The 23,109-nt window shown below is 64.5% G+C and carries 19 protein-coding genes and 1 tRNA gene; 16 read left to right on the forward strand and 4 right to left on the reverse strand.

Annotated features, from left to right (window positions below):
• From ACZY1F_RS16925 to pyk, 10 genes are all read left to right on the forward strand, one after another.
• Nucleotides 1-1,605 carry an anthranilate synthase component I gene (locus ACZY1F_RS16925; RefSeq protein ID WP_463943217.1) on the forward strand — a complete coding sequence of 535 codons (1,605 nt, stop codon included), beginning with the start codon at nt 1-3 and terminating at the stop codon, nt 1,603-1,605.
• Nucleotides 1,602-2,204, forward strand: coding sequence for a Trp biosynthesis-associated membrane protein (locus tag ACZY1F_RS16930; RefSeq protein ID WP_463943219.1), 603 nt, complete (start codon nt 1,602-1,604; stop codon nt 2,202-2,204). The genes ACZY1F_RS16925 and ACZY1F_RS16930 overlap by 4 nt, the downstream gene beginning before the upstream one ends.
• Before the next feature lie 119 nt (nt 2,205-2,323).
• Nucleotides 2,324-2,611 (forward strand): HGxxPAAW family protein, encoded by a 288-nt coding sequence (locus tag ACZY1F_RS16935; protein WP_463943221.1) that lies wholly within the window; start codon nt 2,324-2,326, stop codon nt 2,609-2,611.
• Nucleotides 2,611-3,432, forward strand: a complete 822-nt coding sequence (trpC, locus tag ACZY1F_RS16940) for an indole-3-glycerol phosphate synthase TrpC (RefSeq protein ID WP_463943223.1) — start codon at nt 2,611-2,613, stop codon at nt 3,430-3,432. The genes ACZY1F_RS16935 and trpC overlap by 1 nt, the downstream gene beginning before the upstream one ends.
• A 75-nt stretch (nt 3,433-3,507) precedes the next feature.
• Nucleotides 3,508-4,914: a tryptophan synthase subunit beta gene (gene trpB, locus ACZY1F_RS16945; protein WP_463943225.1), complete on the forward strand. Its 1,407-nt coding sequence runs from the start codon at nt 3,508-3,510 to the stop codon at nt 4,912-4,914.
• Nucleotides 4,914-5,720 (forward strand): tryptophan synthase subunit alpha, encoded by an 807-nt coding sequence (gene trpA, locus ACZY1F_RS16950; RefSeq protein ID WP_463943226.1) that lies wholly within the window; start codon nt 4,914-4,916, stop codon nt 5,718-5,720. The genes trpB and trpA overlap by 1 nt, the downstream gene beginning before the upstream one ends.
• A gap of 5 nt (nt 5,721-5,725) precedes the next feature.
• Nucleotides 5,726-6,880 (forward strand): prolipoprotein diacylglyceryl transferase, encoded by a 1,155-nt coding sequence (gene lgt / locus ACZY1F_RS16955; RefSeq protein ID WP_463943228.1) that lies wholly within the window; start codon nt 5,726-5,728, stop codon nt 6,878-6,880.
• A gap of 263 nt (nt 6,881-7,143) precedes the next feature.
• Nucleotides 7,144-11,757 (forward strand): glutamate synthase large subunit, encoded by a 4,614-nt coding sequence (gene gltB, locus ACZY1F_RS16960; RefSeq protein ID WP_463943230.1) that lies wholly within the window; start codon nt 7,144-7,146, stop codon nt 11,755-11,757.
• Nucleotides 11,750-13,207, forward strand: coding sequence for a glutamate synthase subunit beta (locus ACZY1F_RS16965; protein ID WP_463943232.1), 1,458 nt, complete (start codon nt 11,750-11,752; stop codon nt 13,205-13,207). The genes gltB and ACZY1F_RS16965 overlap by 8 nt, the downstream gene beginning before the upstream one ends.
• A gap of 71 nt (nt 13,208-13,278) precedes the next feature.
• Nucleotides 13,279-14,763 carry a pyruvate kinase gene (gene pyk / locus ACZY1F_RS16970; protein WP_463913554.1) on the forward strand — a complete coding sequence of 495 codons (1,485 nt, stop codon included), beginning with the start codon at nt 13,279-13,281 and terminating at the stop codon, nt 14,761-14,763.
• A gap of 137 nt (nt 14,764-14,900) precedes the next feature.
• On the opposite strand, the gene ACZY1F_RS16975 is transcribed toward pyk, so the two are convergent.
• A complete protein-coding gene (locus ACZY1F_RS16975; RefSeq protein ID WP_463913557.1) occupies nt 14,901-15,506 on the reverse strand; it encodes an ANTAR domain-containing response regulator in 606 nt (201 codons plus the stop codon).
• A gap of 204 nt (nt 15,507-15,710) precedes the next feature.
• On the opposite strand from ACZY1F_RS16975, the gene ACZY1F_RS16980 reads away from it, so the two are divergent.
• Nucleotides 15,711-15,792: transfer RNA gene (locus tag ACZY1F_RS16980), tRNA-Leu, on the forward strand.
• Nucleotides 15,793-16,323: 531 nt separating this feature from the next.
• Here ACZY1F_RS16980 and ACZY1F_RS16985 read toward each other — a convergent pair.
• Both ACZY1F_RS16985 and ACZY1F_RS16990 read right to left on the reverse strand, forming a co-directional pair.
• On the reverse strand, nt 16,324-16,839 hold the full coding sequence (locus ACZY1F_RS16985; RefSeq protein WP_463943234.1) for a hypothetical protein: 516 nt from the start codon (nt 16,837-16,839) through the stop codon (nt 16,324-16,326).
• Between the two features lie 71 nt (nt 16,840-16,910).
• Nucleotides 16,911-17,153, reverse strand: a complete 243-nt coding sequence (locus tag ACZY1F_RS16990; RefSeq protein WP_463943299.1) for an alpha/beta fold hydrolase — start codon at nt 17,151-17,153, stop codon at nt 16,911-16,913.
• A 622-nt stretch (nt 17,154-17,775) separates the two neighbouring features.
• On the opposite strand from ACZY1F_RS16990, the gene ACZY1F_RS16995 reads away from it, so the two are divergent.
• Together ACZY1F_RS16995 and ACZY1F_RS17000 are read left to right on the forward strand one after the other, a co-directional pair.
• Nucleotides 17,776-18,000, forward strand: coding sequence for a hypothetical protein (locus ACZY1F_RS16995; RefSeq protein ID WP_463943235.1), 225 nt, complete (start codon nt 17,776-17,778; stop codon nt 17,998-18,000).
• Nucleotides 18,001-18,399: 399 nt separating this feature from the next.
• Nucleotides 18,400-19,014 (forward strand): carbonic anhydrase, encoded by a 615-nt coding sequence (locus ACZY1F_RS17000; protein WP_463943237.1) that lies wholly within the window; start codon nt 18,400-18,402, stop codon nt 19,012-19,014.
• 528 nt (nt 19,015-19,542) lie between these two features.
• On the opposite strand, the gene ACZY1F_RS17005 is transcribed toward ACZY1F_RS17000, so the two are convergent.
• Complete coding sequence (locus ACZY1F_RS17005) at nt 19,543-20,481, reverse strand: IclR family transcriptional regulator (RefSeq protein WP_463943238.1); 939 nt, start codon at nt 20,479-20,481, stop codon at nt 19,543-19,545.
• A gap of 140 nt (nt 20,482-20,621) precedes the next feature.
• Between ACZY1F_RS17005 and ACZY1F_RS17010 the strand changes: the two genes are divergently transcribed.
• Genes ACZY1F_RS17010 through ACZY1F_RS17020 form a run of 3 tightly spaced genes read left to right on the forward strand, consistent with a single transcriptional unit; the run spans nt 20,622 to nt 23,099 of the window.
• Nucleotides 20,622-21,287 (forward strand): ABC transporter permease, encoded by a 666-nt coding sequence (locus tag ACZY1F_RS17010; RefSeq protein WP_463943239.1) that lies wholly within the window; start codon nt 20,622-20,624, stop codon nt 21,285-21,287.
• Nucleotides 21,280-22,317 (forward strand): ABC transporter ATP-binding protein, encoded by a 1,038-nt coding sequence (locus tag ACZY1F_RS17015; protein ID WP_463943241.1) that lies wholly within the window; start codon nt 21,280-21,282, stop codon nt 22,315-22,317. The genes ACZY1F_RS17010 and ACZY1F_RS17015 overlap by 8 nt, the downstream gene beginning before the upstream one ends.
• Nucleotides 22,314-23,099 (forward strand): ABC transporter permease, encoded by a 786-nt coding sequence (locus ACZY1F_RS17020; protein WP_463943243.1) that lies wholly within the window; start codon nt 22,314-22,316, stop codon nt 23,097-23,099. The genes ACZY1F_RS17015 and ACZY1F_RS17020 overlap by 4 nt, the downstream gene beginning before the upstream one ends.
• Nucleotides 23,100-23,109 lie beyond the last annotated feature (10 nt).

The raw sequence follows: 23,109 nt of genomic DNA on the forward strand, positions 1-23,109 counted from the left end.
ATGCAGGACCTTGGAATCATCAGCCCGGGCCTCGACGAGTTCCGCGAACTCGCCGGCAACAGCCGGGTCATCCCCGTCACGCTCAAAGTGCTGGCGGACGCGGAGACTCCTATCGGCCTCTACCGGAAGCTTGCCCAGGGCCAGCCCGGCACGTTCCTGATGGAGTCCGCGGCAGTTGGCGGCACGTGGTCGCGCTATTCCTTCATCGGCGCGAAGTCCCGTGCAACCCTGACCACCAAGGACGGCCAGGCGCACTGGCTGGGCCAGCCCCCGGCCGGCGTGCCCCTGGACGGCAACCCCGTGGACGCCATCCGCGACACGATCGAAGCTCTGCGCACCAGCAGGTTTGACGGCCTGCCGCCCTTCACCTCAGGACTCGTCGGCTTCCTCGGCTGGGAGACTGTCCGCCACTGGGAACGGCTGACCAGCCCGCCGGAGGATGACCTCCACCTGCCCGAGATGGCGCTGAACCTGGTCACCGACATGGCCGTCCACGACAACCATGACGGCACGGTGCTGCTGATCGCCAACGCCATCAACTTCGACGGCAGCTCCGACCGCGTGGACGAGGCCTGGGAAGATGCCGTGGCACGGGTCAAGGCCCTCCTCACCCGGATCAGCACGCCCGTGGCCCAGCCAGTTTCCGTGCTGGAACCCGCCGCCCTGGATTTCGCCTCCAGCGTTGAGGAACGGTGGGACGAACCCTCCTACCTGGCCGCGCTGGACCGCGGCAAGGAAGCCATCGTGGACGGCGAAGTGTTCCAGGTGGTGATTTCACGCCGCTTCGAGATGGAGTGTGGGGCCTCACCGCTTGACGTGTACCGCGTCCTGCGCAACACCAACCCCAGCCCGTACATGTACATCTTCAGCCTGGAGGACGCCGACGGCCGGGAGTACTCGATCGTGGGGTCCTCGCCCGAGGCCCTGGTGACGGTCACCGGTGAGGAAGTCATCACCCACCCGATCGCCGGTTCACGGCCCCGCGGCAAGACCGTGGAGGGAGACAAAGCCCTCGCCGAGGAACTGCTGGCGGACCAGAAGGAACGCGCCGAGCACCTGATGCTGGTGGACCTGTCCCGCAACGATCTGTCCAAGGTCTGCGTGGCGGGAACCGTGGACGTCACCCAGTTCATGGAGGTTGAGCGGTTCAGCCACATCATGCACTTGGTCTCCACTGTGGTGGGCAAGCTGTCCCCGGACGCCAATGCCTACGACGTCCTGAAAGCAACCTTCCCCGCGGGAACCCTGTCCGGTGCCCCGAAGCCCCGGGCGTTGCGCCTGCTGGACGAGCTTGAACCGCACCGGCGCGGCATCTACGGCGGTGTGGTGGGCTACCTCGACTTCGCCGGCGACATGGATATGGCGATTGCCATCCGCTCGGCCCTCCTCCGCGAAGGACGCGCCTATGTCCAGGCCGGCGGAGGCATCGTGGCGGACTCGGTGAACCCCACTGAAGCGCTGGAGACCGTGAACAAGGCGGCCGCTCCACTCCGGGCCGTGCACACCGCCGGATCACTGCATAACATTGCGGCGGAATCGTTCCCCGGCACCTCTCCGATCAGCGACGCCGGCGTCCCCGCCGTTGAAAGCCAGGGCGCCGAATGACGCCGGCCTGGGCCAGGAAATCCACGCTGGTACTGCTGATCGCCATCCTTGCACTGGCCGTCTTCGGCGCCACCACCCAGACCTGGATCACTGTCAGCCTGGACGCCAACCAGGTGGGCCAGGCCGCGGGGGACCAGAACACCCTCCCGGTCCAGGGCAGCAAAGCCGCCACTGCAGTGACGGCCCTGGCCGTCGTGGCACTGTCGGGCGGACTGGCAGCATCCATCGCGGGAAAGTTCGCGCGGTGGGTCATCACAGCCCTCATCATGTTGGCCTCCGTGGGCATCATTGCCGCGGCCGCCACAGTGCTGGCTGACCCGCTGGGTGCCGCGCAGGGCACCATCGCCGGTGCCACCGGAGTCACCGGAGGGAACGCGGAAGTTACTGTTACTCCTTTCCCTGTCCTCGCCGTCGTCGCCGGTGCCCTGCTGGCGCTGGCCGCCCTGCTGATCATCCCCGCGGGCCGGTATTGGAAGGTGCGGACCAAATATGACGCGGCCGCGTACGGGGCATCATCCGGCAGCGCGACAGCCGCCACCGGGCCTGTGGACGAGATCGACAGCTGGGACCGGCTCTCGCGCGGCGACGACCCCACGTGAACCCCCGCGCGCAGCCAAACCCCGAGCAGCCCGCTAAAACCTGAGCCCGGTTTGCCGATGGGCAGGTCCTGGCCAAAAAATGGCAGAATGTAAGCAGTATTCATCCCGAGGAGATTCACATGAGCAAAGCACCCGCTTCCGTATCGAAATCAGGCACCCGCACCGTTGCCCCCGGCGCCGTTGACCACAGCCAGGAACTTGGCCACGGCAACAGCCCCGCGGCCTGGACCTGCGTGATCGTTATGCTGGTCGGCGCCCTCATCGCGTCCATCGCCTTTGTCATCGCCAACACCCCCATCTTCATCGCCGGCGCGGCCGTGATGGTCCTTGGCCTCATCCTTGGCTTCATCATGCGCAAGGCAGGCTACGGCGTCGAAGGCAGCAAGCTGAAGAGCTCCGGCCACTGATGGCGACTGTTCTCGATGACATCAATGCCGGTGTCAGGGAGGATATGGAGGCCAGGAGGCGTCTCGTTTCGCTGGCGGAACTGAAGGACCTGGCCGCGGCCGCGGTACCTGCCCGGGACGCCTGGTCGGCCCTCGGCGGCACCTCCGTGCAGCGGGGCCAGCTGAAGGTCATCGCGGAAATCAAGCGGCGCAGCCCGTCCAAGGGTGACCTCGCCACCATCGTGGATCCGGCATCGCTGGCAGAGCAGTATGCCGACGGCGGCGCGGCCGTGATCAGCGTCCTCACCGAAAAGCGGCGGTTCAACGGCTCCCTTGCGGACCTGGACGCCGTGCGTGCCCGCGTGGACATTCCGTTGCTCCGCAAGGACTTCACGCTCGACGAGTACCAGATCTGGGAGGCCCGCGCCCACGGCGCGGACCTGATCCTGCTCATCGTGGCGTCGCTTTCCGACAGCGAGCTCCGGGACTTCAGCGCGCTCAGCCGCGAACTCGGCATGAACGTGCTTGTGGAGACGCACACGGAAGAGGAAATCGAACGCGCAGTGGCGGCTGAGGCGCGCATCATCGGCGTCAACGTGCGCAACCTGAAGACGCTCGACGTCGACCGTTCAGTTTTCGCCTCCCTCGCCGGACTGATTCCGGCCGAAGCGCTGGTCATCGCCGAATCCGGTGTTCGCGGCGTGGACGACGTGACGCACTACGCCGCCAACGGTGCCAACGCCATCCTGGTGGGCGAGGCCCTGGTCAGCCACTCAACGCCGCGTGACCGGATCGCCGAATTCTCGGCGGCCGGCGCTGCTGCCATCGCGGCCCGGGCCTAGCCCGGGCACCCGCCGGCCCTGGTGCCGGCGGCACAACACTTCCGAACGATCAACTGGAACAGGACGGTGAGACTGATGGTTGACGCACCCTCAGAAAACGCTGACAACAACGCTGCGGACGCTTTCCTGCAGGGTGGCTCGCTGAAGCACGCCCCGGGGCCATACTTCGGCGGCTACGGCGGGCGCTGGATGCCGGAATCGCTGATCGCCGCACTGGACGAGCTCGAAGACACCTTTGAGAAGGCCAAGGCAGACCCCGAATTCCTGGCCCAGCTCTCCGACCTGAACAAGAACTACTCCGGCCGTCCGTCGCTGCTGACCGAAGCCAAGCGGTTCTCCGAGCACGCTGGTGGAGCCCGGATTTTCCTCAAGCGCGAGGACCTCAACCACACCGGATCCCACAAGATCAACAATGTCCTGGGGCAGGCCCTGCTGGCCAAGCGCATGGGTAAGACCCGCGTTATCGCCGAAACCGGCGCCGGCCAGCACGGCGTTGCCAGCGCCACCGCCGCCGCGCTCCTGGGCCTGGAATGCGTTGTGTACATGGGCGCTGAAGACTGCCGCCGGCAGGCGCTGAATGTCGCCCGGATGCAGCTGCTCGGCGCCACCGTGGTTCCCGTGGTGAACGGCTCCCAGACCCTCAAGGACGCCATCAACGATGCCCTCCGGGACTGGGTCAGCAACGTGGACAACACCCACTACCTGCTGGGCACCGCGGCCGGGGCGCACCCGTTCCCTGCCATGGTCCGTTTCTTCCACGAGGTCATCGGCGAGGAAGCCCGCGCCCAGATCCTGGAGCAGACCGGCAAACTGCCCGACGCCGTCTGCGCCTGCATCGGCGGCGGTTCCAACGCGATCGGCATCTTCCACGGATTCCTGGATGACCCGTCCGTGAAGATCTACGGCTTTGAAGCCGGCGGCGACGGCGTGGACACCGGCCGGCACGCAGCCACCATCACCTTGGGCAAGCCAGGCGTCCTGCACGGCGCACGGTCCTACCTCATGCAGGACGACGACGGTCAGACCATCGAATCGCACTCGATTTCCGCGGGCCTGGACTACCCGGGCGTTGGCCCGGAGCACGCCTACCTGGCCGACATCGGACGCGTCACCTACGAGCCCATCACCGACAGCGAAGCAATGGATGCGTTCAAGCTGCTGTGCCGGACAGAAGGCATCATCCCCGCCATCGAGTCCTCACATGCCCTCGCGGGTGCCATCAAGGTTGGCAAGCGCCTCACCGAAGGTACTGCCGACCCGTCCGAAACGGTGATCATCGTGAACCTTTCTGGCCGCGGCGACAAGGACGTTGAGACCGCCGCGGAATGGTTCGACATGCTCGATGAGGAGGGCAAGGTCAAGGGCACCAACCTGTCCACCCGCAAGCCCAAGGGCCCTGCCGACCGGGCAGAAACTGAAGCCGTTCCCGCCTCAACTGCCCCTGCCGGCGGCGTCGCGGACAACAACGAGGACCAGAACTGATGACTGAACAGACGGCCAGTAAGTCCGCCGCCGCCATCGACCGTGCACGGGATGCCGGGCGCTCAGCGCTCGTCTGCTACCTGCCTGCCGGGTACCCGGACGTCCAGGCCACCATCGACGCCGGGATTGCCATGGCGAAGAACGGTGCCGACCTGATTGAAATCGGCATTCCCTACTCGGATCCGGTCATGGACGGTCCGGTCATCCAGGCCGCCACCACCGAAGCGATCGCCAACGGATTCCGGGTCGAGAGCGTCTTTGACGTGGTCGCCGGCATCACGGCAGCCACAGACGTCGCCGTGCTGGTGATGACCTACTGGAACCCCGTGGTCCGGATGGGCGTGGACGAGTTCTCCCGCCGGCTGGCCGAGGCCGGGGGAGCCGGGCTCATCACGCCCGACCTCATCCCGGACGAAGCATCGGAATGGTTCGCTGCCTCGGACAAGTACGGACTGGACCGCGTGTTCCTCGTGGCGCCGTCCTCCACCCCCGAGCGCCTGGCCATGACGGTCAAGGCAAGCAGGGGCTTTGTGTACGCGGTTTCCATCATGGGCGTGACCGGTACCCGCCAGGCCGTCAGCAGCAGCGCCGAGAAGCTCGTTGCCGACACACATGCCGCCGGTGCCGAACGCGTGTGCGTGGGACTCGGTGTCTCCAACGCCAGCCACGTCCGCGAGATCGCAGCGTACGCAGACGGTGTCATCGTTGGCACCGCGCTCGTTGCCGCCATCCGCGACGGGGGAGTCAATGCCGTCGCGGACCTCACCCGGGACCTGAGCGCCGGACTCGTCAGGGAAGAAGCCTAACCACCATGCAGATCCTCCTTCAGGCCGCCGCCCTGGTGCCGGCCAGCATCCCCAGCCCGGACTGGTCCGGCTTCGATATCCCGCTGCCGTGGGGGACTCTGCGGATCCACGCCTACGCCCTGTGCATTCTCGCCGGGATCATCGCGGGCCTGTGGCTCACGTCCGTCAGGTGGGCCCGCCGCGGTGCGCCTGAAGGCAGTGTTTGGGACATCGTCATTTGGGCTATTCCTTTCGGCATCATCGGCGGCCGCCTCTACCACGTGGTTTCTTCCCCGGACGCCTACTTCGGGCCCGGCTTCGACGGGACCGGGGACCTGGGGCTCATTCCTCAGATCCAGCGCGGCGGCCTCGGAATCTGGGGTGCCGTGGTGCTGGGCGTCCTGGGCGCCTGGATCGGCTGCCGCCGGTCCGGCGTGAAACTCACAGCCTTCCTGGACGCCGCGGCGCCCGGACTGCTGCTGGCCCAGGCTATTGGCCGGTGGGGAAACTACTTCAACCAGGAACTCTTCGGCGGGCCCACCACCCTGCCGTGGGGCCTGCAGATTGATGCGGACAATCCCAACTTCCCCGCCGGCATGCCGGTGGACACCCTCTTCCACCCCACCTTCCTCTATGAGTCGCTCTGGAACATCGCCGGTGTGCTCATCCTGCTGGCACTGGACCGCCGATTCCACTTCCGCCGTGCCCGGCTCTTCTGGCTCTACGCCATGTATTACACCCTGGGCCGGGTCTGGATCGAAGCGATGCGGATCGACGACGCCGAACAGATCAACCTCTTCGGCATCACCACCAGGCTCAACGTCTGGACCAGCATCTTTGTCTTTGTGGCAGCACTTATCGTGTTCGTCCTCCTGGGATTGAAAGGCCGCCCGGAACCGGACACACCGTTCCTGGCGGGCCATGAACCGGCAGCAGACGATGCCATGGACGCCTCTGGAGCAGACAAGGCACCGGTCCGCGATGCGGACTCTTCTGTCTCAGATAGTGAATCGCGTGATAATCTCCCAGATAACCAAAATGGTGCCCGGGTCCCTTCCACTCCAACGGAAGAGGAACCGGCATTCCGGGACGGCGACAAGCCAAATCCGGAGTTGCCGGTAACCGGAACTTCCGGCCACAAGGCAACGGAATCCGCGCCGGAGGCTGGCACGAGCAAGTAGTACGTCAGCACGGCAGGGTAGCAGAGTCAACACTCGGAGCGCCCACACACCACAGCGTCGTGGCAACAGGGCCCATCCGGTCGGCAGACAGCAGCTGGCCGGTCAAGCCCGGGTCAGGGACCTGCGTAACTGTTCAGTCAGCAGGCCGGTCTGGCCTACAATTTCCTGTAAATAACACTTTGTTGTGCCCATCACAGAGGCGCTGACGAGTGGGGCCAACGGTGTCCCTTCCATACGCACGATCAGGAGGAAGGACGTCTCCCATGAGCCAAACTCTTCACACTCCCAGCTGGTCCGAACCGGACCAGCCTGAGGCTGCTATGTCCCCGTTCAAGCGCTTTGCCGCGCTGCCCGAGGCCCGGGGTCTATACAACCCAGAGAACGAAAAAGACGCGTGCGGCCTGGCGATCATCGCCACGCTCCGCGGCGAGCCCGGCTACGACATCGTCGACGCCGCGCTGACCGCGCTCCGCAACCTGGAGCACCGCGGTGCCGTTGGCGCCGACGAGGGAACCGGTGACGGCGCCGGCCTGCTGATGCAGATCCCGGACGAGTTCTTCCGCGCCGTCACAGAATTCGAACTCCCCGCACCGGGCCAGTTCGTTGCCGGTACAGCGTTCCTCCCTGCCGAGCAACGCGAAGCCGACGCCGCCAAGGCCGGCATTGAAGGCCTCGCCGCCGATGAAGGCCTGACAGTGCTCGGCTGGCGCGAAGTGCCCATCGTCGCGGACCTCGTCGGTGCCATGGCCCGCGCCTGCATGCCCTACTTCTCACAGCCTTTCCTTGCCTCGGCAACCGGCGAGGAACTGGACCGCAATGAGCTGGACTCACGTGCCTGGCGGATCCGCAAGCGTGCCCAGAACAAGTTCGGCGTGTACTTCCCGTCGCTGTCCTCGCGCACCATCGTCTACAAGGGCATGCTCACCACGGCGCAGCTGGAGCCCTTCTACCCTGATCTCTCGGACAAGCGTTTCAAGACCAAGCTGGCGATCGTCCACTCGCGCTTCTCCACCAACACGTTCCCGTCCTGGCCGTTGGCCCAGCCCTTCCGCACCATCGCCCACAACGGTGAAATCAACACCGTCAAGGGCAACCGGAACTGGATGCGCGCCCGCCAGTCCCAGCTCGCCAACCCGCTGTTGGGCGACTCGCCGGAAGAGCTATACCCCATCTGCACCCCTGGTGCGTCAGACTCCGCGTCCTTCGACGAAGTCGCCGAGCTGCTTTGGCTCTCCGGCCGCCCCATCACGCACTCGATCATGATGATGATCCCTGAGGCCTGGGAAAACCACGCCACCATGGATCCGGCACGGCGTGCGTTCTACGAGTACCACTCCCTGCTTATGGAGCCGTGGGACGGCCCCGCGGCTGTCTCCTTCACCGATGGCAACCTTGTCGGCGCCACCCTGGACCGCAACGGCCTGCGCCCCGGACGCTACTGGATCACCGAAGACGGGCTGATCATCTTCGCCTCCGAGGTGGGCGTGATCGACGTCGAACCTTCCAAGGTGGTCAAAAAGGGCCGGGTTTCCCCGGGCAAGATGTTCCTGGTGGACACCGAGGCCGGGCGCATCATCGACGACGAAGAGGTCAAGGCCGAGGTTGCTGCCGCGAACCCGTGGTCCGAGTGGGTCAAGGACAACCTGATTGACCTCAAGGACCTCCCCGAGCGCGAGCACGTGGTCCACACCGCCGCGTCCGTGAACATTCGCCAGCGGACCTTCGGGTACACCACCGAAGAACTCAAGATCCTGCTCGGCCCGATGGCCCGCACCGGCGCCGAGCCGCTGGGTGCCATGGGTTCGGACACCCCGATTGCAGTGCTCTCCAAGCGTCCCCGGCTGCTGTTCGACTACTTTGTGCAGTCCTTCGCGCAGGTCACCAACCCGCCGCTGGACGCCATCCGTGAAGAGCTGGTCACGTCACTGACCTGCGCCATCGGCCCGAACGGCAACCTGCTGGACACCAAGCAGGTCCGCCAGCCGCAGGTCATGCTGCCGTTCCCGGTGATCAACAACGACCAGCTCGCCAAGATCGCCAACATCGAAACGCCCGACGGCGACCGCGTGGCCATGAAGGTCCGCGGCCTTTACCGCCCCGAAGGCGGCGAGAACGCGCTGCGTGCCCGGCTCACCGAGATCTGCGAGCAGGTGTCCGGCGCGATCAACCGCGGCGTGCAGTATGTTGTGCTGTCCGACCGTGACTCGAACGCGCAGTGGGCTCCGATTCCTTCCCTGCTGCTGGTCAGCGCCGTGCACCACCACCTGCTGCGCAGCGCCAACCGCACCAAGACCGCCCTGGTGGTCGAGGCCGGCGACGTCCGCGAGACGCACCACGTGGCAGTCCTGATCGGCTACGGTGCTTCTGCCGTGAACCCGTACCTGGCCATGGAGTCCGTGGAGCAGCTCATCACCGCCGGTGACGTTGTTGGGGTCACGCCCCAGGATGGCGTCTACAACCTGATTAAGGGCCTGGGCAAGGGCGTCCTGAAGATCATGTCCAAGATGGGCATTTCCACCGTGGCGTCCTACACCGGCGCGCAGACGTTCGAGGCACTGGGTCTCGGACAGGAACTGGTGGACGAGTTCTTCGCCGGCACGCATTCCCAACTGGGCGGCGTGGGCCTGGACGTTATCGCCGCCGAAGTTTCGGCGCGGCACCAGATGGCCTACCCCGAAGGTGGCATCGAAATGCCCCACCGCCCGCTCCTGGGCGGCGGCGAATACCAGTGGCGCCGCGACGGCGAGCCGCACCTGTTCAACCCGGAGACTGTCTTCCGGCTGCAGCATGCTACGCGTGAGCGCCGCTACGACATTTTCAAGTCCTACACCAAGGGCGTGGATGACCAGTCGGAGAACCTGATGACCCTGCGTGGTCTTCTCAAGTTCAAGAACGACCGTCCGGCTGTCCCGTTGGAGGAAGTGGAGCCCGTCTCCAGCGTTGTGAAGCGCTTCTCCACCGGCGCCATGAGCTACGGCTCCATCTCCAAGGAAGCCCACGAGACCCTCGCGATCGCCATGAACCAGTTGGGCGGCAAGTCCAACACCGGTGAAGGCGGCGAGGACGTGGACCGCCTCCTGGACCCGAAGCGCCGGTCTGCGGTCAAGCAGATTGCGTCGGGCCGGTTCGGTGTCACGAGTCTCTACCTGACCAACGCTGATGACATCCAGATCAAGATGGCGCAGGGTGCCAAGCCCGGCGAAGGCGGCCAGCTGATGGCGCAGAAGGTATACCCCTGGGTTGCCCGGACGCGACACTCGACGCCCGGCGTCGGCCTGATTTCGCCGCCGCCGCACCACGACATCTACTCCATCGAGGACCTCGCGCAGCTCATCTACGATGCAAAGCGCGCCAACCCCTCGGCCCGTGTGCACGTCAAGCTCGTCTCCGAAGTGGGGATCGGCACTGTGGCCTCGGGTGTCACGAAGGCGAAGGCCGACGTCGTACTCGTTTCCGGACACGACGGCGGAACCGGCGCATCCCCGCTGAACTCGCTCAAGCATGCGGGTGTGCCGTGGGAGCTGGGGCTTGCTGAGACCCAGCAGACCCTGATGCTTAACGGCCTGCGTGACCGTGTGGTGGTCCAGGTGGACGGCCAGCTCAAGACCGGCCGCGACGTTGTTATTGCCGCGCTGCTCGGCGGCGAGGAGTTTGGTTTCGCTACCGCCCCGCTGGTGGTGGAAGGCTGCATCATGATGCGCGTCTGCCACCTCGACACTTGCCCGGTGGGCGTCGCAACGCAGAACCCCGAACTGCGGGCCCGCTTCACCGGCAAGCCCGAATTTGTGGTCAACTTCTTCGAATTCCTGGCCGAGGAAGTCCGCGAGATCCTCGCGGAACTCGGCTTCCGGAGCATCGAAGAGGCGATCGGCCACGCCGAGGTGCTGGATGCCCGCGAAGCGATCAACCACTGGAAGGCCGACGGCCTGGACCTGGACCCGATCCTGCACGGGCTCGAGTTCGACGACGACGCTCCGCTGCGCAACATGACCTCGCAGAACCACGAGCTGGACAAGCACTTTGACCAGCGACTGATCACCATGGCCACGGAGGCCCTGACTGACCGCAGCCCGGTGAAGATCGCGGTGGACGTCATCAACACCGACCGCTCGGTGGGCACCATGCTGGGCCACACAGTGACGAAGACGTTCAGCACGGACGTGCTGGCGCCGGACACCATCGACATCACCCTGACCGGTACCGCGGGACAGTCGCTGGGCGCATTCCTGCCTGCCGGCATCACGCTGCGCCTCTTCGGTGACTCGAACGACTACGTGGGCAAGGGCCTTTCCGGCGGGCGGATCATCGTCCGGCCGGACCGCACCAACGTGTTCAAGGCCGAAAGCAACGTCATTGCCGGTAACGTGATCGGCTACGGCGCCACGAGCGGCGAGATGTTCCTGCGTGGACAGGTGGGCGAACGCTTCCTGGTCCGTAACTCCGGGGCCACCGCCGTTGTCGAAGGCATCGGCGACCACGGCTGCGAGTATATGACCGGCGGGCAGACACTGATCATCGGCCGCACCGGACGCAACTTCGGTGCCGGCATGTCCGGCGGCACCGCCTATGTGCTGGACCTGCAGACCACGCAGGTCAACAAGGACGCCCTGCAGTCCGGCGAACTCCAGCTCGTTGAACTTGACGCCGAAGACCGGGACATTGTCCACGGCCTGTTGGTGAAGCATGTCGAGGAAACGGAATCGCTGCATGCTGCCCGGTTGTTGGAGAACTTCGACGACACCGCTGCCCGCATAACCAAAGTGCTGCCGCGCGATTACGCGGCAGTCCTGCAAACCCGACTGGACGCCATCGAAGAGGGCCTCGACCCCGACGGCGAAGAAGTATGGGCTCGAATCCTGGAGGTAACCGGTGGCTGATCCACGCGGATTTCTTAAAGTACGCCAGCGTGAAACCCAGCCACGCCGTCCCGTTCCCGTCCGCATCATGGACTGGAAGGAAGTCTACGAGGCCCAGGAAAAGGGTGTCCTGAAGGCCCAGGCCGGCCGCTGTATGGACTGTGGCGTGCCGTTCTGCCACCAGGGCTGCCCGCTGGGCAACCTGATCCCGGAGTGGAACGACCTCACCTGGCGGGACAAAGGCGAGGAAGCGATTGAGCGGCTGCATGCCACCAACAACTTCCCCGAGTGGACCGGCCGGCTTTGCCCGGCACCCTGTGAGGCGTCCTGCGTGCTGGGGATCAACCAGCCAGCGGTGACCATCAAGCAGGTTGAAGTCTCCATCATCGACGAAGCGTTCGAAAACGGCTGGGTCAACCCCCTGCCTCCGACGCGCCTGACCGGAAAGACCGTTGCCGTCGTCGGCTCCGGCCCTGCCGGCCTGGCCGTGGCGCAGCAGCTGACCCGGGTGGGCCACACCGTTGCGGTGTACGAGCGTGACGACAAGATTGGCGGCCTCCTCCGCTACGGCATCCCCGACTTCAAGATGGAGAAGGAGCAGGTGGACCGCCGCGTCGAGCAGATGAAGGCTGAAGGCACCCGCTTCCGCACCGGCGTCGCCGTGGGCACCGACGTGACGTGGGAGCAGCTGCGACGCCGCTATGACGCCGTTGTGGTTGCCACCGGCGCCACCGTCCCGCGGGACCTGCCCATCCCGGGGCGTGACTTTGAGGGCGTGCACTACGCCATGGATTACCTAGTGTCGGCCAACCGCGTTGTCGCGGGGGAGACTGTGGAGAACCAGATCCATGCGAAGGGCAAGCACGTGGTGATCCTCGGCGGCGGCGATACCGGTGCTGACTGCCTCGGTACTGCGCACCGCCATGGGGCAGCATCGGTGACCACCCTGGCCATCGGCAAGCAGCCGCCGGCCGAACGTGCCGGGCACCAGCCCTGGCCCACGTTCCCCACCCTCTTCGAAATGGCCAGCGCCCACGAGGAAGGCGGCGAACGCACATACCTCGCCTCCACCGTGGAGTTTGTCGGCGAGAACGGCAAGCTCACCGGCGTCAAGGTTGCCGAAACGGAATTCGTTGACGGCAAGCGGCTCCCCAAGGCCGGCACCGAACGGATCGTCCCGGCGGACCTGGTCTTCCTGTCGCTGGGCTTCACCGGAGCGGAGCCTGCGGGCATCACCGAGCAGGTCAGCGCCGAATTCGATGGGCGCGGCAACGTGACCCGCGACGGGTACTACATGACCAACACGGAGGGCATCTTTGTGGCCGGTGACGCCGGCCGCGGGCAGTCGCTCATTGTGTGGGCCATTGCTGAAGGCCGGGCCTGCGCCGCCGCCGTGGACAAGTTCCTCATGGGCAGCACCATCCTGCCGGCGCCGGTGGCTCCGACGGACCGGGCCATCACGGTTCTCTGACACCTGTCAGTTCGCCGCGGATTCACCTCCACAACAACTTAACCAATGCAGGACACTACTAGGGTAGGTATATGAGACGCGCTAAGATTGTGGCCACTTTTGGCCCGGCAATTGCCAGCTTTGAGAACACGCTCGCGGTGTTGGAAGCCGGTGTGGATGTTGCCCGGATGAACATGAGTCACGGTGACTACGCCGTGCACGACAACACCTACGAGAATGTCCGCAAGGCAGCAGCCCAGCTGAGCAAGCCTGTGGCAATCATGGCTGACCTGCAGGGCCCCAAGATCCGTCTTGGTCGTTTTGTGGACGGCCCCCACGCACTGGCCGAAGGTGATGTCTTCACGATCACCACGGAGGACGTTCCGGGCACCAAGGACATCTGCTCCACCACTCTGAAGAGCCTCACCGAGGACGTCAACGTGGGGGATGCGCTGCTGATCGACGACGGCAAGGTGGCCCTGCGGGCGACCGAGGTCGACGACGTCAAGGTTGTCACCGTGGTAACCGTGGGCGGAATGGTGTCCAACAACAAGGGCATCAACCTTCCCGGCGTTGCGGTCAACGTGCCGGCACTGAGCGAAAAGGACGAGGACGATCTCCGCTGGGCCATGCGCCGCGGTGTTGACCTGGTTGCCCTGTCGTTCGTGCGTGACGCCTCCGACATCGTCCGCGTGCACGAGATCATGGACGAAGAAGGCCGCCGCGTGCCCGTCATCGCCAAGATCGAAAAGCCGCAGGCCGTGGAGCAGTTGCACGAAATCATCGACGCCTTCGACGCCATCATGGTGGCCCGTGGCGACCTCGGTGTGGAACTTCCGCTGGAGGAAGTGCCGATCGTGCAGAAGCGCGCCATCGAACTGGCGCGCCGCTGGGCGAAGCCGGTCATCGTGGCCACGCAGGTCCTCGAATCAATGATCGACAACCCGCGCCCCACCCGTGCAGAGGCATCTGACTGCGCCAACGCTGTGCTCGACGGTGCAGATGCCGTTATGCTGTCCGGCGAGACCAGCGTGGGCAAGTACCCGATCGAGACCGTCAAGGTCATGGCCCGGATCATCGAATCCACCGAGGTCCACGGCCTGGAACGCGTTCCGCCGCTGGGCACCAAGCCCAAGACCCGTGGCGGCGCCATCACCCGCGCCGCCGTCGAAATCGCCGACCAGCTGGAAGCAAAGTACATCTGTACTTTCACCCAGTCCGGTGATTCCGCACGCCGCCTGTCACGCCTGCGTCCCATTCGGCCGGTGTTCGCTTTCACTCCGGTGGAGCACGTGTGGAACCAGCTGGCACTGACCTGGGGCATCCAGCCGGTGTTGGTCCCCATGGTGGGCCACACCGACGAGATGACCGCGCAGGTTGACCGTAGCCTGCTCGAAATGAAGCTCGTCGAGGACGGTGACCTGGTGATCATTGCCGCCGGGTCCCCTCCCGGAAAGGCCGGTTCCACCAACTCGCTGAAGGCGCACAGGGTGGGCGACTTTGCAGACGCCGGCAGCCTGGGCGACGCCAGCGAAGGTGCTCCCAGGGAGAAGCTCGGTCCCTGGCCGACGGCATAGCAACTTAAGACGAAGGACCCCTGCCAACTGGCAGGGGTCCTTTTTCGTCCGGTGGTTGGGCTTGTCGCCCGGCTGGTTGAGCTTGCCGTCCGGTGGTTGAGCTTGTCGAAACCTCGACAAGCTCAACCTAGAATCTTCTAGTTGACCTGGTTGATGATGGTCTCGGCAACCTCGCGCATGCTGAGGCGGCGGTCCATGGAGGTCTTCTGGATCCAGCGGAAAGCCTCAGGCTCCGTCAGGCCCATCTTGGTGGTCAGCAGGCTCTTGGCGCGCTCGACGAGCTTGCGGGTGGCGAACTGCTCCTGCAGGTCCGACACTTCGCTTTCGAGGGCCTTGATTTCCTCGTGGCGGGAGAGCGCAATCTCCAGGGCCGGGATGAGGTCAGCCGGGGTGAACGGCTTGACCACGTAGGCCATGGCGCCGGCGTCGCGGGCGCGCTCCACAAGTTCCTTCTGGCTGAAAGCAGTCAACAGCACGACGGGGGCGATACGGGCCTTGACGATCTTCTCGGCCGCGGTGATGCCGTCCATGATGGGCATCTTGACGTCCATCAGGACCAGGTCCGGCTTGAGTTCCTCGGCCAACTGCACGGCCTTCTCGCCGTTGTCGGCTTCGCCCACCACGTCATAACCTTCGCCGCGCAGGATCTCAATGATGTCGAGGCGGATGAGGGTTTCATCCTCGGCCACAATGACGCGGCGCGCCGGCTGGGACGTGGGGTTTGACTCCGTTTGTTCAGTCACGGGATCTCCTTGGAAATGTACGGCGAGGACATCACCATCTTAGGTGCGCCCCCGGCCGTACTTTGATCTGCATGGTCTATTGCGGCGTCAGTGGCGCGATTCTGGAATTCAGCCTATCTGCATGTAGAGTAATTCCGCGTACGTGAAGCGATCGCGTTGCTCACAATCAGCTGTGGGCGTACCGGTTTGCACCACGTATTCCGCGCCCGAGTGGCGGAATTGGCAGACGCGCCGCACTCAAAATGCGGTATCGAAAGGTGTGTGGGTTCGAGTCCCACCTCGGGCACGTTTTCCCACGTCAGAGGCGTTTTTTGCTTCTGATGTGTGTACATTTATCCTCCGGCGGCCCCTTGAGGCCGGCCGCGGACCGTGCCTGGCGGCGCATTCGCCTATGAAATTATGTGGGTGGCGGGTCGGAGCCCTGGCGGGTAGGGCCTCAGTTTGCTGGGATGTGGGGGCTTTTGTGTCTCCTTTCCGGTTGATGTGGAGGCCGTAGTTGGTCTGTCACCTATTCATGTCTCGTGGTTGCGCTGATGACATGACCTGGACGAGATTCCTTGAGATCCTCTCGCTATTTTCGCTCCACCTTGGAGTCTGAGGGAGCGGGAATGTGGCCGGTTGTCCGGCCAAAGGGGTGTGGACAGTGTCCACACCCTGTCCACGGGCGGTCGTTCACGTTGGATTTCCGTCCGTCCTGTAGGTTCTGCCGGCACCACTTCATGCGTCCGGGCGTTCCATGCGACGTGACCTGGAGGAACAGTCCGTGACCCTGGAGTGGCGACTTCGAGGCAACGGGCGAGGTCGGTTTTTCGACAGGTCAGTGCTGCAGGACGTGGTGGCGCCAGCCAGTTGAACGCCCAGCCACACAGGCGCCGGCCACGCCGGCCTGCCCGGTGGGACGTGTGGTTAGGTTGTTGATTGCCCGCACACGCGTGCCAGCCATTCGACCACGAGTGCGCGCACCAGGCCGGGTTGCTCGTGCAGCAGCGCATGGCTGGCGATCGAGCATGGCAAAGGTAGCGCGGGGGTAGTGGTCAAGTAGTTCCAAGGGGCCTGTGTACCCGGCCGTTTCATCCTGGGGTCCCGCAAGGATTAGAACTGGATGGGGATAGGATTTCGCGGCAGCCGGCTCGTCCGCCAGCTCCCAGTGCGAAAAGATCCGCATCAGGCCGTCTTCGTCAACGAGGGACGCAGAGGGAGCCACATCCTCCTGAAACCGGCGCAGTGTTTCCGCCGTTTGCACCACGAAGTAGCTGCGGTACGTGGCTTCGAGATCCGGGTCCAGTTCGCCGGCCGGATCAGCCAACGAAACGAGTTCTTGGTGCTGGGGCACGTCACGCGTATGCGCGCCAACGGGGCAGATGAGCGCGAGCCCGATGGCCCGGCCGTGTCTCCGGTTGGCGATCACTCGGCCAGGTACCCAGCGTATGAATGACCCAATACAAGAAACGGCTCATCACCGATGGTGCTGTCGATCAGGCTCAGCAGAGCGTCCAGCACGTCATTGTTGCTCTTGACCGTCCGTGCGCGGGGGGTGCGGCCCATCCCCGGCAGTTCCGGATACAAGCGCCGAAACCCGGGAATCCTGGTGAATATCGGTTCAAGGGCGTCGGCGACCTCGCGATGATCCACGCCGGCCCCGTGCAGGGCGACAACCGGTGTGCCGCTGCCGTACTCGGCTTAATGCACAGGCACTTCGCTGGCCGTCACCTTCATCCTGACAGTGTAGGCCTCGTCGCCGCCCACCTGCACTCACCCCGCAAGACGCTATTGACCGGCGCCATATTCCCGGCCAATCCCGAGACACGTTTCTGGGTGAGGGCATAAATGGGCGATTCTGATTGAGCTCGGCTGAGCAGATCATGAGATTGCCGTAGAGGTGCGGTCGCTGTGAGGAGATTGGATGCCGGCCGGGTTCTTGTGGGCAGGAGGTGCTGCCTCCGGGCGCGCCTGCTGTCCGATGGTGCAGGTCCGGCTGGAGCCTCGGACTCTTTGTCAGCACAGCAAAGAACCGCACGTCCCATGTGAGGTGCGGTCGGTGGTAGGAAACCTTGAACCGGCCCGATTTGGGTGTCGGACTGCGTCATACGGGCACAGGCACGTAGCGAGCTGTCACAGGCGAAAGCTCGACGGGATCAGAAGTTCCCGGATCTCTCCGAGTCAAACGCCTTCATGCCAGCAAAAGGTTTGCAGGCGAAGTCGCCAAGGCTGCTTTGGAAGGCCTGATCCCTGTGGGCCAGAAGCTCCATCGTTGTCCTCACGGTTCTGATTGGACGTATTGGGCGTGGATTTGGCGGCTCATTCCTCGCGAAGAGCGGCGAAAGCCTTCTTCGTGGTCGCGGTACCAACCCATGCCCTTGATCGGATTCTTCCAGCGGCCCTTCATCGCATCACGGGCCTCTTGATGCGCTGGGTCACCAGCCTGGACGGCTTCCTTGAGGTGCTGGTCCTGTGCGTTGATGATCTCGTCCCGCTGTATTTCCCCGGAATGTGAGGTCGCAGGGGCCACCGAGTTGCTTGCAGGTCATGCTTTTCATGGCTGTTTGCTCTTTAGTCACGCATCGAATTGTGGAGACTCTATGCGGCGAACCTTCCTGACGTGCAAGCTCAACCTTTCGACCGAGGTCCCGGCGTGACTTATCGGAACGGCTCGTACGGCGTGTGGCCCGGATTCGGTGGCTGTCCGGCATAGTCCGCTGGATGACGTCCCGGATCTGCTTGCAGAATGAATGCAAGCGGGCTGACGACCCCGTTTTCGCACCTGAGGGTGCTGACCAGAACAAGCCGCTTGATGGCCATTGGTGGCGTTCCGCGCGCCCGACGAGCGCGTTGTTCGGCTGTCGCCTAAGTGTTCTTTTCTTCGCGCGTCGCTGCGCCCCCTTACAGTAAGGAGGTGAGTAGCAGAATCAGCACATACGAGGCGTGGCATCGCCTGCTTGACGGCAACGAGCGATTCGTGTCGGGAGATTCGCTGCACCCGAACCAGAACGCCTCCCGGCGCAGCGAGCTGGTGAACACCCAAAGTCCGTTCGCAGTCATCTTTGGTTGCGCGGACTCCCGTCTCGCCGCGGAGATCATCTTCGACGTCGGCCTGGGCGACGTCTTCGTGGTGCGCACAGCCGGGCACGTGATCGACGACGCCGTTCTCGGTTCGCTCGAGTACGCGGTCGCGGTGCTCCACGTCCCGTTGATCGTTGTTCTCGGACACGACAATTGCGGCGCCGTCACTGCCGCGAAAGACGCCATGGAAAGCGGGGAGTTGCCCCAGGGCCACATCCGCGATCTGGTTGAACGGATCACGCCATCGGTGCTGAGATCGCTGCGTGAGGGAAAGACGGACGTCAACGACATGGTTGTCGAACACGTCAAGCAGACCGTGCTCCGGCTGCTGGACAGTTCACGGGTGATTTTCGAGGCGGTGGACGGTTACTCCGCCGCGGTGGTCGGCGTTGGTTACCGGCTCGAAGAGGGCCGGGCCCAGCTCGTCTCCACCGCTGGCGTCCTGTAGAACCGAGACATGCGCACCCCTGCGGCCGGATCTGAGGGTCCCGCCGCCCAGGCACCGCGGGGCCCTCAGCGCTAACCGCGATGGCGCGTCCGGCTGCTGCATAGCTGTTGTGCGTTAGGACAGGCTGCTGGCGACTCTGAGTCAGCTATCGGAAGGCCGCGTAGCGCCTTTTGGCTTGGTCACGTGGGTGCCTGCCTTTCCACCGGGCGACAGGGCCCAGAGCGGTCAGGGGGCTGCGGCATGTGTCGGTGCCGCGACTGTATAGGGCTGCCGCGGGAGTCCTTCTGCGTTGTCTATCCGGACCCACCCGTTGCGGTGTCGGATTCGCCGAACAGGAGGAATTCCATGGGAACGTCCAGTTTTGGCGCTCGGCTCCAATTTGCAAACCAGGGGTGGACCTCTCCCAGGTCTCGCTCTGCAGCCACTGAATGGTGCGGTGCGGAGCTAGTGACTTCACACGGACACATCATTAGCGGTGGCGTACCCGGCGACGTAGCCGGTGGCGTCCGATTGCTCCCTGCGCGGCAACTACGGCTTCGGCTGCTGGGAGGTGGTTCTGGCTCCTGGATCAATGGCTGCGCCGAGCGCTACAGAGAACTCCATCGCGACCTTGGCCGCAAGGACCCCGGCCTGTTCGAGGTGCCGGCCGAAGCGTTGCTTTGGTGCGCTGACGTTGAAGGCGGCGACGATTCGTTGTTTGAAGTCGTATACGGGTGCGGATACGCCGACGACGCCCAGTTCAAACTCCTCGTCCACGACGGCATATCCGCGCCGCCGGATAAGTGCGATTTCCTCGCAGAGGTCGTCGAATGTCTTGATCTTAGACGGGATGTGTCCGACTGCCGCTGGGGTTTGGCCGGATTCCAGGGCCAGCGGAGACAACTCCTGCCTTCCCGGCGGCTGGTTCACCGATGTCTCCGCGGCATGGCCGTCGTACCAATCCCGCAGGGCCGGCTTGTCCCAGTCGCTGACCAGGACCCTTCCCGCTGACGTTCCCCATGCGTCCACGCTCACGCCCTCCCACCCCAGCGCCCGGTAGGTGTGGTTGGACATCTCGCTCTTGAGTGTCAGCACCGTTCCACCGCGCAGCACGCAAAGGTGTGTCGTTTCATGTGTCGCGGCCGATACACGTTTCAGGAAGGGGGCTGCGGCGGCCACCATGCGAGCTTCGGCCGTCCTGGCGGCCAAGGCATAGAGCCCGTATCCGAGGCTGTAGAGAAGGCTCTCTGGATCACGATTCACCAAGCCGGCTTCAGCAAGTGTGGCCAAGGTGCGGGAAACCTGGGCCTTGTCCCGGCCGGCAATGTCGGCGACCTTGCTCACACCCAGGCCCGAGGCGGCGGCGGCCTCGGGTGAACCGAGGATTTCCAGCAGTTCCAGGTCGCGCCTGAGTCCGGAAGAGTTGCGGCGCGCGGGGCGGGCAGTCGTTTCAGGGGCGGCGTTTGCGCCGTTCAGAGAGTCAGTCACATGATGACCATAACAACAGTGCGTTGACATATCAACAACTTGCATTGCGCAAAAGGGAACGGCGGATCTACGGTTGTGGCACGGCTCACGCAGATGTGGGCCACGATCCTTGACCCGACGAAGTGAAAAGGAGGATCACGTTGAACGACTCGTTCTTCTCGGACTTCGGTACGTTCCTCACGAAGAGATCGGCAGACATCGCCGAATCCGCCACCGAGCACCTTGTGGTTGTATTGGTTTCCCTGCTGATCGCCACGGTGGTCGGCGTCGGCATCGGAGTTCTTGTCTGGGACAAGCCCATCAGCCGCTCGGTCGCCATCGCCGGCGCCGGCGTGGGCCTGACCATCCCGTCCATGGCCCTGCTGGCACTCCTCATCCCTGTCCTTGGACTCGGCTCGACCCCCACGGTGGTGGGCCTGGCGTTCTACGCGCTGCTGCCCATCATCCGCAACACCGTGGTGGGCCTGCAAGAGGTACCGGCCGCCGTCTCCGAATCCGCACTCGGCATGGGCATGGGCAGGGTCAAAACCCTCGTCCGCGTCCAGCTGCCGATGGCCTGGCCTGTCGTCCTGACCGGTGTGCGCGTCTCGGCCCAGCTTTCCATGGGCATCGCCGCCATCGCCGCCTACGTGGGCGGCCCGGGTCTTGGCGGAATGATCTTCAAGGGCCTGTCCAGCCTGGGCTCCAAGAATGCCATCAGCTTCGCGATCGTCGGCACCGTCGGCGTGATCATCCTTGCCCTCCTGCTGGATGGAGCGTTCGTGCTCATCCGCCGCCTCACTACCTCAAGGGGACTTCGTGTCTGAACCAATCTCCCGTCCGGCCGCAGGCGCCCGGATCATCCTGAACGACATTACCAAGACGTACCCCGGCCAGGCCGGCCCCGCCGTCGACTCCTTCTCCATGGACATCGCCCCCGGCGAACTGATCATGTTCGTGGGACCATCAGGCTGCGGAAAAACCACCACCATGAAGATGATCAACCGCATCATCGAACCGACGTCCGGATCCATCACCATCGACGGGGAAGACATCCTGTCCCTGAACCCGAACGAACTCCGACGCCAGATCGGCTACGTGATCCAGCAGATCGGGCTGTTCCCCCACATGACCATCGCCGAGAACATCTCCGTGGTCCCCAAACTCCTCGGCTGGGACAGGAACAAAACCCAGGCCCGCGTTGAAGAACTCCTCTCAGTGGTCGAACTCGATCCCAAATCGTACGCATCCCGCTACCCCCGGCAGCTCTCCGGCGGCCAGCAGCAGCGCGTCGGAGTGGCGCGCGCCCTCGCCGCCGATCCTCCCGTCATGCTTATGGACGAGCCCTTCGGCGCCACGGACCCCATCACCCGGGAAAAGCTGCAGACCGAATTCCTCCGCCTGCAGGAAAAACTGAGCAAAACCATCGTCTTCGTCACCCACGATTTCGACGAAGCGGTCCGGCTCGGAGACCGCATCGCAGTGCTGTCCGAACGCTCCCAGATCGAGCAGTTCGACACACCGGCGAACATCCTTGCCAACCCGGCCAACGATTACGTCTCCCAGTTCGTGGGCCACGGCGCCGCCCTGAAGCGCCTCGGCCTTATCCCCGTCCATCAGGCAGCCCTGGGACCCAACGTCCCCGTCCGCGGAGCCATCGAAGTCAGCATCAACGATTCCCTCCGCGACGCCCTGGACTCCCTGGTGCTCTCCGGCGGAACCTCGGTGGCCGTGGTTAACGGGCAGGGCCGGGTGGTGGGCTCGATCGACATCGAAAAGATCTCCGCAGTCCTGGGCGCAGAGATCCTTCCGCCGGCACTTGGCGCGGGCGCCCTTGCCGGGGGAGTCCGGCCATGACAGCCCAGGCCACCCGCGACCTTTCCACGGCCTTTGGAACAGCGTCCAACCGCCGCGGGAAGTACTTCTCCTTCAAACGGTTCGGCACCCCGATCGTCATAGCCCTGGCCCTGCTCGCCCTGTTCCTGTGGATCTCTTCGCTCTCCCTGGACTCGATCGAGCTGCGAACCTTGAACTGGCAGTACCTGCAGGACCGGACCTTTGAGCACCTGCGGCTGACGGTGGTGGCTTCGGCGATAGTGGCGGCCATCGCCATCCCTGCCGGCATCGCGCTCAGCCGGATCCACTCCAAAGCCGTCCATGCCGTGGTCTTCGGCATCGCGAATGTGGGACAGTCCACGCCGGCCATCGGCCTGGTGATCCTGTTGGCGATCGTCTGGAAACTCGGTTTCGAAGTGGCCCTCGTGGGACTGGTGGCCTACTCCATCTTGCCCGTGCTGCGGAACACCCTGGTGGGCCTGGAACAGGTCGATTCAAGCCTCACCGAAGCCGCCCGGGGAATGGGCATGCGCCCACTGCAGGTCCTCACCCGGATCGAACTGCCGCTGGCCATCCCCGTGATCGTGGCCGGGCTGCGCACCGCCCTGGTCTTCTGCGTAGGCGTTGCCACCGTTGCCACCTTCATCAACGCCGGCGGCCTGGGCGACATGATCGTCAACGGCCTCAAGCTCCAGCGGTGGCCTGTCCTGATCACCGGAGCCGTGGTGGTCTCCTGCATTGCCCTCACCATCGACTGGCTTGCCGGCCTCGCCGAGGACCTCCTCAAGCCCAAAGGCATCTGACATTGCTTCC

Source organism: Pseudarthrobacter xylosi, assembly GCF_055412765.1.

Bases quoted from the DNA above. Each gene is read 5' to 3' on its own strand.
- ACZY1F_RS16935 (WP_463943221.1), top strand. From the start codon at position 2,324: ATGAGCAAAGCACCCGCTTCCGTATCGAAATCAGGCACCCGCACCGTT.
- ACZY1F_RS17020 (WP_463943243.1), top strand. From the start codon at position 22,314: ATGACAGCCCAGGCCACCCGCGACCTTTCCACGGCCTTTGGAACAGCG.
- ACZY1F_RS16930 (WP_463943219.1), top strand. From the start codon at position 1,602: ATGACGCCGGCCTGGGCCAGGAAATCCACGCTGGTACTGCTGATCGCC.
- gltB (WP_463943230.1), top strand. From the start codon at position 7,144: ATGAGCCAAACTCTTCACACTCCCAGCTGGTCCGAACCGGACCAGCCT.
- lgt (WP_463943228.1), top strand. From the start codon at position 5,726: ATGCAGATCCTCCTTCAGGCCGCCGCCCTGGTGCCGGCCAGCATCCCC.
- pyk (WP_463913554.1), top strand. From the start codon at position 13,279: ATGAGACGCGCTAAGATTGTGGCCACTTTTGGCCCGGCAATTGCCAGC.
- trpA (WP_463943226.1), top strand. From the start codon at position 4,914: ATGACTGAACAGACGGCCAGTAAGTCCGCCGCCGCCATCGACCGTGCA.
- trpC (WP_463943223.1), top strand. From the start codon at position 2,611: ATGGCGACTGTTCTCGATGACATCAATGCCGGTGTCAGGGAGGATATG.
- ACZY1F_RS16925 (WP_463943217.1), top strand. From the start codon at position 1: ATGCAGGACCTTGGAATCATCAGCCCGGGCCTCGACGAGTTCCGCGAA.
- trpB (WP_463943225.1), top strand. From the start codon at position 3,508: ATGGTTGACGCACCCTCAGAAAACGCTGACAACAACGCTGCGGACGCT.